Raw genomic sequence first — 18,270 nt, forward strand, 5'->3', positions numbered from 1 at the left:
CATCATTCCTCCAATTGTCCCTTATTACGGTATTTCTCAGGACTTATTCTGAATTCTTCCTGAAAAAGCTTGCAGAAATATGAGATATTAGGATAACCGACAGTGGTACCAATATCTCTTATTTTCATATTCGTATTTACCAATAACTCCCTGGCTTTTTCCATTCGGATATTCTTAATATACTTATTAATACTAATACCGGTAGTCTGGGAAAAGATACTACTTAGATACTTGGGGCTTAGATATACAAGGTCAGCTAATTGGTTTAAACTTATGTCTTCTCTATAATGACCGTTAATATATTGTTTAATCACATGAATAGAATATTTTGGAGCTTGCATCTCCTGTTTCATATAAGTTAAAGATTTCTCTAGGAAAGATTCTATAAATTCTTTTATCTCTTTAAATTGATTAAAGGTATAAATCTTATCTACACATGCTTGGAAGTGCATGGTTTCATGATCGGGGAGTGAAGTAAGTAGATATCGAAGCAGCGTAGTACAAAGATATCGTATATATATATGCGAGATATTCTGTGTCCCTTCATATTTCTTTAACAGAAACGATACGTTCTTTCTTAACAAATTCGGATCTTTCAAACGAGTGGCTTGTTCAATGTTTGACAGGATCATACTATCTTCTACATCCGATGAAGTTTTTTCTGTTAAATTAGTAGAACTTATAGTGCTTGGATTGTATGCATTAGTAAAGTCATAATTAATTAAATAGTCTTGCTTTTGATTGGAAATAGTTTGGCATACCTCGTTAATCGACTTATAAAATTCCTCAGGATTAACTGGTTTTAGAATATAATTAACAGCATGTAAAGACAAAGCTTGTTTTACATATTCAAAGTCATCATACCCACTGAAGAATATAATCTCTATGGTAGGATTTATTTCTTTCGCGCGTGCAGCTAACTCTAATCCATTCATAAAGGGCATCTGTATATCTGTGAAAAGGATATCGATATGCTCATGTTCTAATATGGTTAAAGCTTCTTTACCATTGGAAGCGTTTCTTAGATCTAAGGAAAAGTTATATTTTTTTATTAAATACGAAATTACATTACGTTCATCTTGTTCATCATCTGCAATAAGAATTTTATACATGAGAGTAACCTCCTTTATATTGAAAGTATATCATTTTTCATAATAGGAGGGCAATGCCTCAAAAACATAAACGGGAAATTATACAATAAATATGGATTTTATGATATTTACCTTTGTGTAACAGGAACGTATACTTGAACTAAAGTAATCAATGGCCATTGGTGAAATAAGAGATGTATATAGGAGGTATTTATGAGAAAAAAAGTTATAGTTAAGGGATTGGTTGTGACTCTTATTACTTCATTAATGACAATATCCTTGGTAGCTTGTGGCTCAGGGAACAAAAAAGAGGAAACTACAAAAGAGTCTAGCCAAGTAAATATTGAGGCTGGACAGCAAAAAGGTGGTGCTTATGAAGAGGAAGTTACTATTACCTTGGGACGTCAAACCTTACAAAATGCGAAATTACCTGATGGTGATACTTATGAAGACAATGCGTATACGAGATTAGTTAAAGACGTTTATAATATTAAGCTTGTTGATGAATTTGAGGCATCTGGTGATGATTATGGTAGACAAGTGTCGTTAGCATTATCAGCAGGTGAAATACCAGATATGATGAAAGTCGCTACTTACGATGAGTTAAAAGAATTGTATGAGAATGATATGATTGCTGATTTAAGTGGCGTTTATGAAGACTATGCAAGTGATTATTTAAAATCAATCTATGATTCCTATGAAGGACGTGCTCTAGATAAAGTAACCTTTGATGGAAAGATGATGGCTTTACCAGGAACGAACGTTGATGCTGGTCCAAGTGAAGTATGGATTAGAAGTGACTGGATGGAGACGTTGGGTATTCAAGTGGATCAAGATGGAAATCATGCAATTACAATCGAAGAATTAGAGATGGTTGCTAGTAAATTCAAAGAAGCTAATTTAAATCAAGCAGAGAATGTAGTAGGAATGGCTTTTGCTCCATGGTTAACATCAGGTGACCCAGATGGCACTTACAGTATGAACTCCATTGCTTATGCTTTGGGAGCTTTCCCTAAAACATGGTTGGAATCCGATGGGAAAGTAGTATATGGTTCTACTGCTCCAGAAATGAAAGAAGCACTATCTGTAATATCTAAATGGTTTGAAGAAGGACTTGTGGATCCGCAATTAGGTACAAGAACGTGGGATGATATCTCTGCGTTATTATCAAATGGACAAACAGGTATAACTTTTGGTACATGGCATATTCCTGATTGGCTATTAAATAACGTAAGGGTAATGGATCCAAATGCTACATTCGAAGCATATGGAATAGAAAATGCGCAAGGGGAAGTAAGTTGTAAGCATAATGATGCGGTAGCTGGATATATAGTGGTAAGTAAAGAGTGTAAAAATCCTGAAGCAGCTATTAAGATAGCAAATTTATTCTACGATACGCTTGTAACCTCTAACACGATTGAAAAGGATTATCCAGAAGTTGCTACATATATAGCGAATGGTGTAGATGGATCAACTAGGCCATTTAACATTGAAGTGAATCTGTATACTTCATTGCTGGATGATTATTCTGATGTTGAAAAGTTCGTAAGCGGTGATATTAGCATTGACGAGGTTAGAACGACTGAATCTAAGAATGTAAGCAGTAGTATACAAAAGTATCTAGAAAATCCTACTGGAGCGGAAGTCGTTGATTGGTCTAAGTATCATTCCAGAATGAAAGGAATAGAATTAATTCAGACATTCACAGAGAATGCTACATTCAATTGGATTACTCCAATTTTCCCTCAAACAACGACTACGATGGAAACGAATCAGGCGAACCTAGATAAGCTAGAAGAAGAGACCTTCATCAAGATTGCCATAGGACAGATTGATGCAGAAGAAGGCTTTAATGAATTCGTAAAAGAGTGGAATAAGCTTGGTGGTAAGCAAATTATTGCAGAAATTGAGGAACAGTTAAAGTAAAAGGTTAAGCAGTAATAGAGCAGACATATAGCAGTAATATGGCTGCTCTATATTGTTTTAAATCAGTGATTGAGAGGTATGAAGATGACGAATAAAACAGCACATAGACGGAATCGAAAGCAGCTAACACATCATCTTATGATGATGCCGGGAATGTTCTTTTTATTACTTTTTAGTTATATACCAATGGTTGGTATCGTAATGGCATTCCAAGATTTTATACCAGCCAAGGGAATTATGGGTTCAGAGCTTGTTGGTTTAAAACATTTTAGATATATGTTTCAACTACCTGATATCTTTAAAATAATAAGAAATACACTAGTTATTTCTATTGGTAAGATATTGCTTGGTACCTTTATGGCAATTGCCTTCTCTATTTTATTGAATGAAATACGTAAAAAATTCTTGAAAAAAACAGTACAAACCATTGTATATTTACCACATTTCTTATCGTGGGTTGTACTAGCAAGTGTCGTAGTCAATATGTTTAATTTAGATGGTTCGGTTAATCAAATAGTAACCCAACTAGGTTTTGATAAAATTAACTTTCTAGGTAATAGCAAGATATTCCCGGGGCTAATAATCGGTACAGATGTTTGGAAGGAATTCGGGTATAGCTCAGTTATTTACCTAGCTGCCATTACGGCGATTGACCCCGGCTTACATGAAGCAGCATCCATTGACGGCGCTTCTTGGTGGAAACGTATATGGAATGTTACCTTACCTGGTATGATGCCAATTATACTATTAATGGCAGCCATGAGTTTGACAAGCATATTAAGTGCGGGCTTTGATCAAATCTATAATCTATATACACCAATCGTATATGATACGGGTGATGTACTGGATACCTATGTATACCGTATTGGTTTGATTGGCAGACAGTATAGTTTTGGCTCAGCAGTTGGATTATTACGTTCTATAGTCGGTATGGTATTGTTGGTTTCTGCTAATAAGCTGACGAAGAAATTGACAGATCAGAAGATATTTTAGGAGGAGTAGTATGATAGAGAATAGAAGTTTTTCATCTAGAGCTAGAGTAAGTATCATTTATTGCATTGTAATCCTATTAGGATTAGTATGTCTTCTGCCATTATGGAATATTGTAGCAATATCATTTAGTAGCAGTGCAGCAGTAACAGCAAATAAAGTAGGGTTAGCACCTGTTGATTTTACTACAGTTGCTTATAAAAAGATAATCGAAGATAGCCAATTTTGGCGTTCCTTTATGATTTCAGTTGTCAGAGTTATATTAGCAGTTATCCTTAATACCGTTCTCGTTGTATTGATGGCGTATCCGCTAACAAAGAGCACAAGAGAGTTTCGCGGTAGAAACTTGTATATGAACTTACTGATCTTTGCCATGTTATTTAATGGAGGGATGATTCCTAGTTTTATCTTAGTTAAAGAGCTAGGACTTCTTAATAGTATTTGGGCACTAGTATTACCAGGAGCATTGCCTATATTTAACGTTATTCTAGTTATGAATTTTTTCTTAGGGATTCCAAAGTCTTTAGAAGAAGCAGCTATAATAGACGGAGCCAATCCATTACAAGTATTGATAAAGATATTGGTTCCGTGTGCGAAACCTTGTATCGCAACAATCGTTCTCTTTAGTATAGTAGGAAGTTGGAACGATTTCTTTAGTGGATTAATCTATATTCAAAAGCCAAGAAATTACCCAATAATGACATACATTCAATCTTTGAATGTTGATATTCAAGAGTTATTAAAATCCGGTATGAGCAGCAGTTCGTTAGGAAATTTATCGGAGTTATCCAATAAGAACCTAAATGCAGCCAAAATTGTTGTAGCAGTTATACCCCTATTACTGATTTATCCAATTCTTCAAAAGTATCTAATCACAGGTATTGTTATGGGATCAGTAAAGGAATAACGGAAAGGCAAGGGCTTTGTATGAAAAAAAGAATACGACTCATAAGTCTCCTTTTAGTAGTAATTTTGGCAATGACTAGTTGTAAGATTGATAGGGAGGAGGAAGGTATGAATACGATAACGTGTAAGATTGTAGGTACAGATAAAGTAAGATACAATCCGGGAGAAAAGGCCAGCATTACTATTGAAATTGAAAATCTATTTGAAAAAGAAAGAGATATAATGGTAGTTTTATCTGCGAACTATTTGTCAGAACCTGTTGGTGATGAGGAAAGCCTAAAGATTCAGGTAGACAAACAGGGAGTACAAACGGTAACTTTAAATTGGCAAACACCAGAAGAGGACTATAAAGGATACTTGTTAGAGGTTCGTTTGGAAGATAAAAAGGGTAAGATGTTAAGTCAGGATACAATAGGTGTTGATGTATCATCCTCATGGGTGAAATTCCCTAGATACGGCTATCTATGTGATTTTGAGGAAGGTGTAGATGCTACTGATAAAATTGATCGAATGAATCGATATCACATCAATGGAATTGAGTATTATGATTGGCAGTATCTTCATCATATGCCGGTAGCGGATACTGTTTCTGAGGATGGAGCAGGAATGTGGCAAGATTGGGCAGGCAGAAGTATTGACGGTGACGCTATTTTATCATATATTAAAGAAGCAAAAGAGAAAAACATGGTTAACATGGCTTATAATATGATTTATGCCGGTTCGGATACCTTTTTTACGAATCGTGATGGGAAATCAACCAAGGCAAATGATTGGAAGCTATATTTTGCAGAAGATAATGACAGAGGAAGTGGTGAGTTTTCATTCCATATGGGAACATCTCCAAACGGAAATGGAAATTTATTCTTTCTAAATCCCTTGAATAATGAATGGCAGGAGTATATTTTTGATCAAGAATTAAAGGCGCTTAGAACCTTTGGGTTTGATGGATGGCATGGAGATACGGTTGGAGATTGGGGTAAGATGACAACGAGTGAGGGTAAACCATTGGGATTTAATAAAGCTGGTGATCCTATCTACTTAGTCACAGATACCTATACCGATTTTTTGAATGCTGCGAAGGACGCTCTAGGGGATTATTATTTGTCCTTCAATCCAGTTGGTGCAAAGGGAATTGAAAATGCAAATGTCAGTAATTCTGATGTATTATATACGGAGTTTTGGCCATGGGATAAGGATAGGGAAGATGGGACTTACGATACGTATTCTTCACTAGTAAGCGAAGTGGAACGTACGATGGAGGATAGTAAGAATCAGTCATTCGATGGTAAAGGAAAATCTCTAGTTGTGAAGGCTTATATTAATTATGAGAAGACAAATGGAGAGATGAATACCCCTAGTGTATTACTATGTGATGCCGCTGTATATGCCGCTGGAGGAAGTAGACTTGAACTTGGTAATGGGGATAGAATGTTGCATAAAGAATATTACCCCGATGACAATGTATTAATGTCTGAAGAGCTTACTGAGAGGATGAAGCGTATGTCTGATTTTGTCGTGGCATATGAGAATCTATTACGAGACGGACAAGCAACAGTGGAAAATACGGTAGAGGTCGAGGAGCATTCCTATAGTAACACAGGTGAAAGTGATACCATATGGGTATATTCTAGAGCTGATGCGGATTATGAAATTGTTCATTTCATAAATCTATTAGGAACAGATAATTTATGGCGTGATGAAATTGGTAAGAAAAAAACTCCTGAAAAAGTATGTAATCTAAAAGTTACCTATTATTCAGATAGTAAGATTAAAAAGATCTTTCTTGCATCACCAGATACAGAGTATGGAGCAAGTACGGAATTAAAGTTTGTGAGTGTAAAGGATGAAAAAGGAATTAAATATACATTTGAGATCCCCTCTCTTGAATACTGGGATATGGTGTATATGGAAAAATAGGAAAAAGGAGTTATTAGTGTGGAAGATAAATCTTTCACACGGCGATTTGGTGCCCAAAGTCAACAAGTTGATTTGCACAAAGTCGCCAGACTTTTGAAGGGACATGGTGATTTATATGAATAATGAAAAAGAAAACACATCAAACTGGTGGAAAAATTCCGTTGTATATCAGATTTATCCAAGAAGCTTTCAAGATAGCAATGGTGATGGAATAGGAGACTTACAAGGCATTATTAAGAGACTGGATTATCTACAAAATCTTGGAATTGATGCCATTTGGTTATCGCCTGTATGCAAGTCGCCACAAGATGATAATGGTTATGATATCTCGGATTACCAGGATATTGATCCTATGTTTGGGTCATTAAACGATATGGAGGAATTGATACAGGAAGCAAAGAAGAGAGGAATTCGAATTCTTCTTGATCTAGTATTAAACCATTCTTCCGATGAACATGCTTGGTTCTTAGAGGCCAAAAAGAGTAAGGACAATCCATACCATGATTATTATGTATGGCGAGATGGAGTTGAAGGCGTATATCCTAATGATATGAAGGCATGTTTTGGAGGTCCCGCATGGGAATGGGTACCAGAACTAGGGCAGTACTATTTTCATCAGTTCTCAGTAAAACAGCCAGATTTAAACTGGGAGAATCCGAAATTAAGAAGAGAAATCTATGATATGATACGCTGGTGGATGGATAAGGGCGTTGGAGGATTTCGTCTTGATGTTATTGATCAGATTGCCAAGGAACCAGATTTAAAGATTACCAATAATGGACCACAACTTCATGAATATATTAAAGAATTGTCAAAAGAGACCTTCCAAAAAGGAAATCTTATTACAGTAGGCGAAGCATGGGGAGCGAATACGGAATTGGCGAAACTATATAGTGCGCCAGACGGTAGCGAGTTTTCCATGGTATTTCAATTCGAGCATATAAATCTAGACCAGCAGCCTGGAGGCGAGAAGTGGGATATTAAAGAATTAGATTTTATACAGTTAAAGCAAATATTATCAAAGTGGCAAATTGAATTACATGGAAAAGGTTGGAACAGTTTATTCTGGAATAATCATGACTTACCTAGAATTGTATCTAGATGGGGCAACGATGAACAGTACCGAGAAGAATCAGCTAAGATGTTAGCTACCATCTTACATGGTATGCAAGGAACACCATATATTTATCAGGGTGAAGAGATTGGTATGACGAACGTGAAGTACCAGATTGAAGAGTATAAGGATATTGAGACCGTTAACATGTATAAGGAACGTATAGAAAAGGGGTACAAACCAGAAGATGTTATGCGTTCAATCTATGCTAAGGGAAGAGATAATGCAAGAACTCCTATACAATGGGATTCTAGTCAGTATGCAGGATTTTCTACGGTTAAACCATGGATTAAGGTAAATGATAATTGTAAAGCTATTAACGTAGAGAATGCGCTAGAGAATAAAGATTCTATCTTTTACTATTATAAAAAACTTATTCAGTTAAGAAAAGAAAATCCAGTTCTTGTACATGGAGATTACCAGTTGTTATTAGAAACAAATCCAGACATATTTGCTTATTGTAGGAATCTAGATGGACAAAGAATGGTAGTAGTAGCGAATTTCCATGATAAAGAAATCCCATTCTCCTTAAAAGAAGAAGGATTTGAAGTAAAAGAGTATTTGATTCACAACTATAAAGAAGAAAAAGCAGGTTACCTACGACCATATGAAACTTATATGGCAATAGTGAATTAAGGCTTAGAATCTTTTATGAGTTAAAAAGAAAATAATTATTTAGCAAACAAGCTATGATAGTATTGGAGAGTTAAAAGTAGGACGACGGAGCAATGGTGCCGTCGTCCAAACCAGTACTGTTATAGCTTTTGTGTTATGCATACTAATTCCTACGCTTAAATTCATCTATGCGAATGGCCTTTGTTATGAATAACATGATTATGTAACATATAATAAGGAACAAACAAAAACATAATAACAATGCTAACGCACTCATAGAGGCATGATCCTTAATGTAGAGATAAGAGCGGTTCGTTAAGAAACCAACGAATGCAGTAATTAATCCAGGTTTAACAATCCAATCAATAGCGTTGAAGGTTACTTTTACATTCTTAAAGATTGCAATGGTATCTAAGGTTGATATAATAGTCTGGCTAACCAGCATGCCAATGAGATAACCATAGATTCCTTTTTGTGGTACTAAGAATAATACGAAGATGATTCTTACACTTAAACCAACCACCGTATTAAGAAAGGTAACATGAGGTTTTCCTAATCCGTTAAGTATACTTCCAAGTGTTGTTGTCAAATATAAGAAAGGACAAAGCCATGCTAGTATCGTTAGGAATACTCCGGCGGATTCATTACCAAATACCAGTGTTCCTAACGATTTACCAAACGTAATAAAGATTCCAGTGCTCATTATACCGATAATTAAACTGTATTTGATAGACAGAGCAGTAGTTTTATTAATCATAGTATTGTTATTCGCAGCCTGAGCTTCTGAAACCGTTGGTAACAGTAAAACGGCAAATGAATTGGTAATAGTAGAAGGAAACATAATGAAGGGAATGGACATACCGGTTAAGACACCATACACACTCAAGGCTTCTGTTCCACTAAGCCCATATTGTTTCAACATTGACGGAATCATAACTGCCTCAATACTACTTAAAATACTAATTAATAATCGATTACTTGTTAACGGTAGGGCTAATTTAAAAAGGCTACTAGCATAAGTAACACGTTCTTTTTTATGGGATTTGCGGCTACGGAGTGCTTGTATTTTCAACTTGTAAGCTTCGTGTAATTTAGAGGGTTTTACAATAAACATTGAAATTATGTTGTAAGAATTAGAGGCTATTTCACCGAATACAATACCCCAAACGGCAAGTTCGCAGGCTTTCTCAGAATTTCCTAAGGAAAACATAGGCGCTAACACATAGACGCTGGCAACACGGATGACTTGTTCGAATAGCTGTGTCATAGCAGGTACACCAGCACGTTTAATACCATAATAATATCCGTTAATACATGCAGTTATACCACAGAAAGGAAACACATAGGAGAGAATCTTAAGGGGAGTGGTGCATCTACTTTCTAATAGGATGTTAGTGGCGATAAAGGAAGCATTCCGATTTAATAATATAGATAAGGTTATTGCAATTAGCAATGAAAATGTCATACCGGTTCGTAGAATTCGCTTTAAATTACTGGTATCGTGCTTACCTATTTCAGCGGCTACTAAACGAGATATCGATGTTTGAATACCAGAAGCATATAAGGTGAAACAGATTCCATAGACAGGGAAGATTAATTGATAAACACCCATATCTTCAGGTCTCAGGAGATTCGATAGATAGATTCGATAGAAAAAGCCGATAATACGAGTTGCAAAACCAGCTATTGTAAGAATTAAGGTACCTTTGATGATTGAATTTTTACTCATTGAAATCAGCCTTTCTCTTAGACCAACGATTCTAAATTAAGAAGATTAATGAATAACGTTGACCTTTTTACATTTTGACATAATTAAGTATATTAGTGCAGAGAAAAATTCATGCTAAGTTCTAAAAGTATTGATTAGCTCCACCTCTATAATTTGCTTGACAAGTAAAATTGAGAATGTTATCATTAGGAATGTATCAAAACCAAGTAAAAAAGTCGGAATTAAAATACTCGGAATTGATTTACTCGGAATTAAAAAAAGAGTAAGAGGTGAAGCACATGAAGTTATCAACTAAGGGAAGATATGGTCTACGTGCGATGTTAGATTTAGCATTAAGTAGTACGGAAGATGCAGTTGCGCTTAGTGGAGTTGCAGAGAGACAGAGTATCTCAATTAGTTATCTAGAACAGCTAATCGCTAAGCTAAAAAAAGCTGGATTAGTAAACAGTATTCGTGGTGCACAAGGTGGTTATGTACTTGCAAAACCCGCGAATGAGATTTCTGTAGGGGATATCTTACGTGCCTTAGAAGGGGACTTAAGTCCAGTAGATTGTGCAGAAGTTATGGGTGGTGAGTCAACCTGTAGTGGAGCGGATTTATGTGTAACAAAATACGTATGGAAGCGTATTAGTGATAGTATAAATAGTGCAGTAGATGAAATTATGTTGTCTGAATTAGTAGATGAGAGTTTACAACTCAGAAATGAACATGGTAATAAAGTGGACTTAAAAATAGAATCAATGTGTGACAAATAGAAAATATTTAGGAGATGACGCAAATGGATAAAAAAATTTATTTAGACAATGCAGCAACAACACCAACCAGACCAGCGGTGGTAGAAGCAATGTTGCCATACTTTACGGAGTTTTATGGAAATCCTTCTAGTGTTTACGAGTTATCAAATGTCTGTAAGAAGGCCATAGTAAATTCAAGAGAGACAATTGCGAAATCTTTAGGTGCAGATGCTGCAGAGATATATTTTACAGCAGGTGGTTCCGAGGCTGATAACTGGGCTTTAATATCAACATGTGAAGCTTATAAAGCAAAAGGAAATCACATTATTACATCAAAGATTGAGCATCATGCAGTTCTTCATACCTGTGAATATCTTGAGAAAAACGGATTTGAAGTAACTTACGTAGATGTAGATGAAAACGGTCTTATTAAATTAGGTGAATTAGAAGCAGCAATTCGCCCAACAACAATCCTTATCTCAGTTATGTTTGCCAATAATGAAATAGGAACCATTCAACCTATTAAAGAGATTGGTGAGATAGCAAAAAAACATGATATCTTATTCCATACAGATGCAGTTCAGGCTTATGGACAGCTACCAATTAATGTAGATGAATATCATATTGATATGTTAAGTGCAAGTGGTCATAAATTAAATGGTCCAAAAGGTATTGGATTCTTATATATTCGTAAAGGTGTTAAAATAGGTTCATATATTCATGGTGGAGCGCAGGAGAGACATAGACGTGCAGGAACTGAGAATGTACCAGGAATCGTTGGTTTCGGAAAAGCAGTTGAGATCGCGATGGAAACAATGAAAGAAAGAACAGAAAAAGAGGTGGAATTAAGAGATTTATTAATTAATCGTATAGTTAAGGAAATTCCATATACAAGATTGAATGGTCATCGTACCAAGAGATTACCTAATAATGCGAACTTTAGCTTCCAATTTATTGAAGGCGAATCTTTATTAATTATGTTAGATATGCAAGGAATCTGCGGTTCCAGCGGTTCAGCTTGTACATCAGGATCACTTGATCCATCGCATGTATTATTATCCATTGGTCTTCCTCATGAAATTGCACACGGTTCTCTACGTCTTACCTTGAGTGAAGATATCACAGAAGAGGATATAAACTATGTAGTTGATAGAGTGAAAGAAATTGTTGAACGTCTTCGTTCTATGTCACCACTATATGAGGATTATCTTAAAAACAACCAAAATAGAAATAATGTATAAAAAATATATAGATAAATAGTAGTAGTGAATATTTTTGACATTTGTTTTGAATATCATTGAAGCAACTACAATAATAGATCGTTTGGAGGAATTTAAAATGTACAGTGAAAAAGTTATGGATCATTTCAGTAACCCTAGAAATGTCGGTGAAATAGAAAACGCAAGTGGAGTTGGAACTGTTGGTAATGCAAAATGTGGAGATATCATGAGAATGTATCTTGATATCGACGACAATGGAATTATCCAGGACTGTAAATTCAAAACATTTGGTTGCGGAGCAGCGGTTGCTACCAGCAGTATGGCTACAGAATTAGTGAAAGGAAAGACAGTTCAAGAAGCGCTACAAGTTACTAATAAAGCGGTAATGAATGCTCTTGATGGCCTTCCAGCAGTAAAAGTACACTGCTCCCTTCTTGCAGAAGAAGCAATTCATGCAGCATTATGGGATTATGCTGAGAAGAATGGAATTCAGATTGAAGGATTACAAAAACCAAAATCAGATATTCATGAAGATGAAGAAGTGGTTGAGGAGTACTAATGAAAGAAAAGGTAGTAATAGGAATGTCTGGAGGAGTTGACTCCTCGGTGGCAGCTCAGTTGTTAAAAAAAGCAGGATATGATGTTATTGGTGTAACCATGCAGATTTGGCAAGATGAAGATCGTTTCACCCAAGAAACAGAAGGTGGTTGCTGTGGTCTAAGTGCTGTTGACGATGCGAGAAGAGTTGCACAAGCTCTTGAAATCCCTTACTATGTAATGAATTTTAAGAAGGAATTCAAAGCAAATGTTATGGATTATTTTGTGAACGAGTATCTACAAGGCCGTACACCAAATCCATGTATTGCTTGTAATCGATATGTTAAATGGGAGTCGTTACTTAAGCGCTCTCTTGATATTGGAGCAGATTACATCGCTACAGGACATTATGCTAGAGTTCTTAAGTTAGAGAATGGAAGATATACGTTACGTAAGTCAGCTACTGCAGCCAAAGACCAGACGTATGCCCTTTACAATCTTACACAGTACCAATTATCTCACACGTTGATGCCAGTTGGTGAATTTACAAAGGACGAGATTCGTAAGATGGCACTAGATATCAATCTTCGTATTGCTAATAAACCAGATAGTCAAGAGATTTGTTTTATTCCAGATAATGATTATGCCAAGTTTATAGAAGAAAATTCTGGTGAAAAGATTCTTCCAGGTAATTTCGTTAACTCTGCTGGTGAAGTAATTGGAAAACACAAGGGTATTACGCATTATACAGTAGGACAAAGAAAAGGACTTAATTTAAGTCTTGGTCATCCTGCCTTTGTACTTGAGATTCGCCCAGAGACCAATGAAGTTGTTATTGGTACGAATGATGAAGTTTTTTCAGACAAATTATACGCTAATAATCTAAACTTCATGTCAATTGAAGACCTTGAGGGCAGTATGGAAGTAGAAGCAAAGATTAGGTATAGCCACAAAGGCGCAAAATGTACAATTAGAAAAGTGGATACAGATGAGGTAGAATGCATCTTTGAAGAACCACAACGTGCAATTACACCAGGACAAGCAGTAGTTTTCTATAAAGACGACTATATTGTTGGTGGTGGAACAATTATGAGAAAGTAATTGATATAAGCAGATTTATATACAAAGGTCACACTTAATGCTATGATTATGGATAGCATTAGGTGTGGCTTTTTTTGGTGGTTATATTTATTTAACAATAATTGTTCATGAAATGTAAAGCAATTAATTATCCACTATGCCATAATTAGATTGAAGGAGGCGATGATATGGATATACTTAATAAAACTCAAATAGTAATTGATTTGATTGAATCGAATATGTTAGAAGTAAATTATGAGACGATAGCTAAGGTGACGGGAATTCCAATCGGGCTCTATCAACGAATCTTTACTTACATATGTGATATATCACTAGCTGCATATATACGAAAAAGAAAGTTAACGTTAGCAGCAAAGATGATTCTACTCGACAGAAGGAATATAACAGATGTTGCTTTTGATTGTGGATATGAAAACAGTTCATCTTTCACGAGAGCATTCAAAGAATTGTTTTTGGTTCCTCCAGCCATGATTACAGAAGAGATTTATAGGGAACAAGCATATCAGCCGATTTCATTAACTGATAATGATACGTATTATGTATTGAAAGGAAGGAAGATTATGGCAGATATCGTGAAATTAGAGTATGAGGTTACAGAAGATAAACTATTAATAGGGATCTGTAATAAGGATTATGGGGTAACCACTAGCGAATTATGGAATGTGTTCTTTGGACAACAGTTTGATAAGAAATTAGAAGAACTTGAAGAAAAACAGATTGGAATGGAGGATTGCATTGGACTTGGGTATATGACTGATTTTATTAGTGATACAGGGCTTGGTGATACGTACATAATTGGAAAGTATTTTGAAGTTGGAACGCCTATTCCAGCGGGAATGATAGGTAAGATTATTAAAGGCGGTATGATTGCAAGGGCACAGGTACGTGGTAAAAATCTAGATGAAATAATTAATAATTCTTATATTCTGATTTCTAGTATGGTCGAGAAAAATGGATATAGAATTGATTCGGATTTCTATTGGGTAGAAAACTACACAGTAAGTAGATATTGTGATGCAGTAGAGCGTGGTGATAATCAGGTGATACTTGATTGGGAGATGCCTTGTAGAAAGGCTTAGTTAGTAACGTTAACATTTCTATAATTATCATATTTTTTTATAGTAAAAAATTCTTTACAACCTAAAATAATTGGATTTTATATTGACATACTCCTCGTATATGAATATAATAACATATGAACAATTGTTCATATGTTATTGAGCAAAGGTAAGTTGCAAAAAGGTTTTTAACAATATCTGGGGAGGAGCGTGTTTATGAATATGATACAAATCTTAGGAATCTTCATCCTAGGGATATTCTATCTTGCGTATTTTGGTAAGATGCTAGGACAACGAAAAAAAGGGATACAGACCAATCAATTAGGTGTGGGGAAAAAGAAAAGACGTACGATGTTCACCGAGAGATTATTAAGAATAATAACAACTGTGATTGTACTCGTAATTATAGTCAGTATATACTTGAACACTACGTTTATTAGCAATAGGATAGTTCGGTACCTAGGAATTTTATTAATTGGGATTGGTACAGGAGTGTTTATAGTGGCAATGATTACCATGCGAGATAGTTGGAGAGCAGGAATACCACAAGGGGAGAAACTACAGATTGTTACCAAAGGCATCTACCGTGTTAGTAGAAATCCAGCTTTTCTTGGATTTGACTTAACTTATATAGGTGCAACGATAGCTTTTGGAAATGTAGCTTTATTACTATTTAGTATGGTGGCAATTATTATGATGCATCTGCAGATTCTTGAAGAAGAGAAGTATATGGAAACTACTTTTGGAGGGGAGTATTTAACATATAAGAATAGAGTAGGCAGATACCTTCTATGGTGAGTCGAAGGAGTGTCATCACAGTAAACAAACTTAACAAGTATCTTATTATTGTTATTAAGGAGAGTTTGTATGAATAATCAATTGGTGTATAGGGGAATAGCAAAGTTTTATGATGTACTTGAGCATACCTATTTTCGTAACAAAGTGCGTAGCCCAAGAACTGCAGTGATGAAGTTCATTAAAGACTCTGAACAAACAGTACTGGATATCTGTACTGGTACAGGTACTAATGCATTGGAGATTGCCAGATGTAGAGAGATGTCACGGGTTTACGGTATTGATAGGTCTAAGAATATGTTGCTTATGGCAAATGAAAAAAGAAGCAGTGAAAAATTACATAACGTTGAATTCAAAGAAATGGATGCTACTAATATAGAGTTTAAGGATGGAACCTTTGATGTGGCATTATTATCTTTGGTACTCCATGAAACACAGACAAAATTAGCAAGTAAAATTATTAAAGAAGCGAAACGTGTACTGAAAGATAATGGTATGTTGATTGTAGTGGAGTGGAAACAACCGAAGACACTCTTTCAAAGAATATGTTTTTTACCAATTAGGTTATGTGAGCCAAAAGGGTTTCGTGAATTCCTTCATAGAGATATGCAGGAATATTTTGAACAATATGGTTTGCAAGTGCTTGATAAGGTGTCATGTAATTATTCTAAGGTGTTGGTTATTAAGAAGCGTTAATCAATTTTAATTTATATAATTTGGATAGGTGGGAATTTCACTGATTAAAATAACTATAATAATTCGCAATATTGATTTCCTTTAAGTACTGCATTATAATGCAATTACAAAGATAAAAACATATTCCGGTTGGTAGTCCGGAAGCAGCTTTAGCTGTCAGTAACCTGCCTCCTTGGTTGTCCGTTCTTTGGTATCCGATACAGGATATGGACTGTAACAGTCACAAATATTTATAAGGAGGCTTCTTTATGAGCAATATTCGTTTATTCGTGTATTATGATGAACCGTTCTGGGTTGGAGTTTTTGAACGTGTTGAGGAACAAAAGCTTACCGTATGTAAGATGATTTTTGGAGCAGAGCCTACAGAACCAGAAGTATTAACATCAATACTTGAGCATTACTATGATTTGCGATTTAGTCCTTCTATTGTTGTCGAGAAGGAATCAAAGAAAAGTATAAATCCAAAGAGATTGCAACGTGAAATACACAGACAGATGGATTCAGTAGGGATCGGAACAAAATCTATGCAAGCTTTGAAGTTACAACAAGAAGCAAGTAAGATAGAAAGAAAACGAAGTTCTAAAGAAGAGAAGGAAGCAAAAGAAAAACTTCTATATCAGATGAAACAGAATAAAAGAAAAGAGAAGCATCGAGGTAGATAACTTCGATGTTTCTTTTTACGAAAAAATACGAAAAAAGAACTTGTGTTCCGACTGCTGGAATGTTATTATATGTATAATCTTGCTAATATATGAATGAAGATCGATTGATAAGAGTAGGGGACAGTAATTGAGTAGACAAATATAAATAAATTAGAGGGAGGAAGTACCAATGATCCATGTTGAAAATATGTCAAAGGAATTCATATCACCAAAGAAATATCCTGGATTCAAAGGAGCTCTTAAGGGATTGTTTTCTAATGAGAAGGTACGAAAATTAGCGGTAGACAATATATCTTTTGCTATTGCCAAGGGGGAGATGGTTGGTTACATTGGCAGTAACGGTGCGGGAAAGTCTACATCCATAAAGATGATGACTGGTATCCTTACACCAACATCAGGTAAGTGTACAGTTAATGGTATTGTACCTTATGAAAACCGACAACTGAATGCAGCGAATATCGGGGTTGTATTTGGACAACGTACACAGCTATGGTGGGACTTACCACTTAGTGAAACATTTTCGATTCTTAAAGAAGTGTATAATGTTAGTGATGAAGATTTTAAGAATCGAATGGAATTCTTGCAGGAGGTTCTTGGATTCGATAGTTTCATACATAGTACAGTGAGAACCTTATCTCTTGGGCAAAGAATGCGTGCGGACCTTGCAGCAGCATTATTACATAATCCAAAAGTTTTGTATCTAGATGAACCAACCATAGGACTTGACTTGGTTGTTAAGGATAGTATGCGACAGGCCATCAAGGAAATTAATGCCGAGTATCAGACGACGGTAATCTTAACGACGCATGATTTGTCTGATATTGAACAACTTTGTGAGAGAATCATTATAATTGATGAAGGTAGGGTGATTTATGATGGTACAATCGCCAATATTAAAGAACTATATGGTAAGCGAAGAAGTGTCACAGTAGATGTTATGGATATACAAGCATTAGAAGCTATTGATTTTCACGAAGTTTTTAATTTAAGTGGGGAATTGCTTGCCGTTGCCAAAGAACAATCTAGTATTTCCTTTGATTTTGATAAGAATGTTTTGAATATATCACATATTATCTCAAAAGTTATGGAAGGTACCGCGGTTAGAGATATCAAGATCCAAGATACCCAGATAACGGATATCGTCAAAGAGATATACAAACATGGGATGTGAGGTGGTTA

The 18,270-nt window shown here is 35.5% G+C and carries 16 protein-coding genes; 14 read left to right on the forward strand and 2 right to left on the reverse strand.

What is annotated here, in order from left to right:
- Positions 1 to 2: 2 nt before the first annotated feature.
- Positions 3 to 1,112, reverse strand: coding sequence for a response regulator transcription factor (locus tag BUB90_RS11495; RefSeq protein WP_073287803.1), 1,110 nt, complete (start codon positions 1,110 to 1,112; stop codon positions 3 to 5).
- A 192-nt stretch (positions 1,113 to 1,304) separates the two neighbouring features.
- Between BUB90_RS11495 and BUB90_RS11500 the strand changes: the two genes are divergently transcribed.
- From BUB90_RS11500 to BUB90_RS11520, 5 genes are all read left to right on the forward strand, one after another.
- Positions 1,305 to 3,017, forward strand: coding sequence for an extracellular solute-binding protein (locus BUB90_RS11500; RefSeq protein WP_207650242.1), 1,713 nt, complete (start codon positions 1,305 to 1,307; stop codon positions 3,015 to 3,017).
- An 84-nt stretch (positions 3,018 to 3,101) separates the two neighbouring features.
- On the forward strand, positions 3,102 to 4,010 hold the full coding sequence (locus BUB90_RS11505) for an ABC transporter permease (RefSeq protein WP_207650243.1): 909 nt from the start codon (positions 3,102 to 3,104) through the stop codon (positions 4,008 to 4,010).
- 10 nt (positions 4,011 to 4,020) lie between these two features.
- Entirely contained in the window at positions 4,021 to 4,914 is an 894-nt protein-coding gene (locus BUB90_RS11510) for a carbohydrate ABC transporter permease (protein WP_073287807.1), read from the forward strand.
- A 107-nt stretch (positions 4,915 to 5,021) separates the two neighbouring features.
- On the forward strand, positions 5,022 to 6,830 hold the full coding sequence (locus BUB90_RS11515) for a glycoside hydrolase family 66 protein (RefSeq protein WP_073287809.1): 1,809 nt from the start codon (positions 5,022 to 5,024) through the stop codon (positions 6,828 to 6,830).
- 115 nt (positions 6,831 to 6,945) lie between these two features.
- Positions 6,946 to 8,580 carry a glycoside hydrolase family 13 protein gene (locus BUB90_RS11520; RefSeq protein WP_073287811.1) on the forward strand — a complete coding sequence of 545 codons (1,635 nt, stop codon included), beginning with the start codon at positions 6,946 to 6,948 and terminating at the stop codon, positions 8,578 to 8,580.
- Between the two features lie 142 nt (positions 8,581 to 8,722).
- Here BUB90_RS11520 and BUB90_RS11525 read toward each other — a convergent pair whose 3' ends face one another.
- The gene (locus tag BUB90_RS11525) at positions 8,723 to 10,288 is read right to left on the reverse strand and encodes a putative polysaccharide biosynthesis protein (RefSeq protein ID WP_073287813.1); all 1,566 of its coding nucleotides are present in this window, start codon (positions 10,286 to 10,288) and stop codon (positions 8,723 to 8,725) included.
- A gap of 278 nt (positions 10,289 to 10,566) precedes the next feature.
- Between BUB90_RS11525 and BUB90_RS11530 the strand changes: the two genes are divergently transcribed.
- The 9 genes from BUB90_RS11530 (at position 10,567) to BUB90_RS11570 (ending at position 18,262) form a co-directional block, all read left to right on the forward strand.
- Positions 10,567 to 11,043, forward strand: a complete 477-nt coding sequence (locus BUB90_RS11530) for an RrF2 family transcriptional regulator (RefSeq protein ID WP_073287815.1) — start codon at positions 10,567 to 10,569, stop codon at positions 11,041 to 11,043.
- A gap of 23 nt (positions 11,044 to 11,066) precedes the next feature.
- On the forward strand, positions 11,067 to 12,263 hold the full coding sequence (gene nifS, locus BUB90_RS11535; protein WP_073287817.1) for a cysteine desulfurase NifS: 1,197 nt from the start codon (positions 11,067 to 11,069) through the stop codon (positions 12,261 to 12,263).
- A 97-nt stretch (positions 12,264 to 12,360) separates the two neighbouring features.
- Positions 12,361 to 12,801, forward strand: coding sequence for a Fe-S cluster assembly scaffold protein NifU (gene nifU / locus BUB90_RS11540; protein WP_073287819.1), 441 nt, complete (start codon positions 12,361 to 12,363; stop codon positions 12,799 to 12,801).
- Positions 12,801 to 13,880 (forward strand): tRNA 2-thiouridine(34) synthase MnmA, encoded by a 1,080-nt coding sequence (gene mnmA / locus BUB90_RS11545; RefSeq protein ID WP_073287821.1) that lies wholly within the window; start codon positions 12,801 to 12,803, stop codon positions 13,878 to 13,880. The genes nifU and mnmA overlap by 1 nt, the downstream gene beginning before the upstream one ends.
- 167 nt (positions 13,881 to 14,047) lie before the next feature.
- Positions 14,048 to 14,959 carry a helix-turn-helix domain-containing protein gene (locus BUB90_RS11550; protein WP_073287823.1) on the forward strand — a complete coding sequence of 304 codons (912 nt, stop codon included), beginning with the start codon at positions 14,048 to 14,050 and terminating at the stop codon, positions 14,957 to 14,959.
- Positions 14,960 to 15,154: 195 nt separating this feature from the next.
- Positions 15,155 to 15,736, forward strand: coding sequence for a methyltransferase family protein (locus BUB90_RS11555; protein ID WP_073287825.1), 582 nt, complete (start codon positions 15,155 to 15,157; stop codon positions 15,734 to 15,736).
- Positions 15,737 to 15,805: 69 nt separating this feature from the next.
- Positions 15,806 to 16,429, forward strand: a complete 624-nt coding sequence (locus BUB90_RS11560; protein WP_073287827.1) for a class I SAM-dependent methyltransferase — start codon at positions 15,806 to 15,808, stop codon at positions 16,427 to 16,429.
- 248 nt (positions 16,430 to 16,677) lie between these two features.
- On the forward strand, positions 16,678 to 17,091 hold the full coding sequence (locus BUB90_RS11565) for a YjdF family protein (protein WP_073287830.1): 414 nt from the start codon (positions 16,678 to 16,680) through the stop codon (positions 17,089 to 17,091).
- A gap of 169 nt (positions 17,092 to 17,260) precedes the next feature.
- Entirely contained in the window at positions 17,261 to 18,262 is a 1,002-nt protein-coding gene (locus BUB90_RS11570) for an ABC transporter ATP-binding protein (RefSeq protein ID WP_073287832.1), read from the forward strand.
- Positions 18,263 to 18,270 lie beyond the last annotated feature (8 nt).

The sequence above is a fragment of the Anaerosporobacter mobilis DSM 15930 genome (assembly GCF_900142955.1).
Taxonomy (GTDB): Bacteria; Bacillota; Clostridia; order Lachnospirales; family Lachnospiraceae; genus Anaerosporobacter; species Anaerosporobacter mobilis.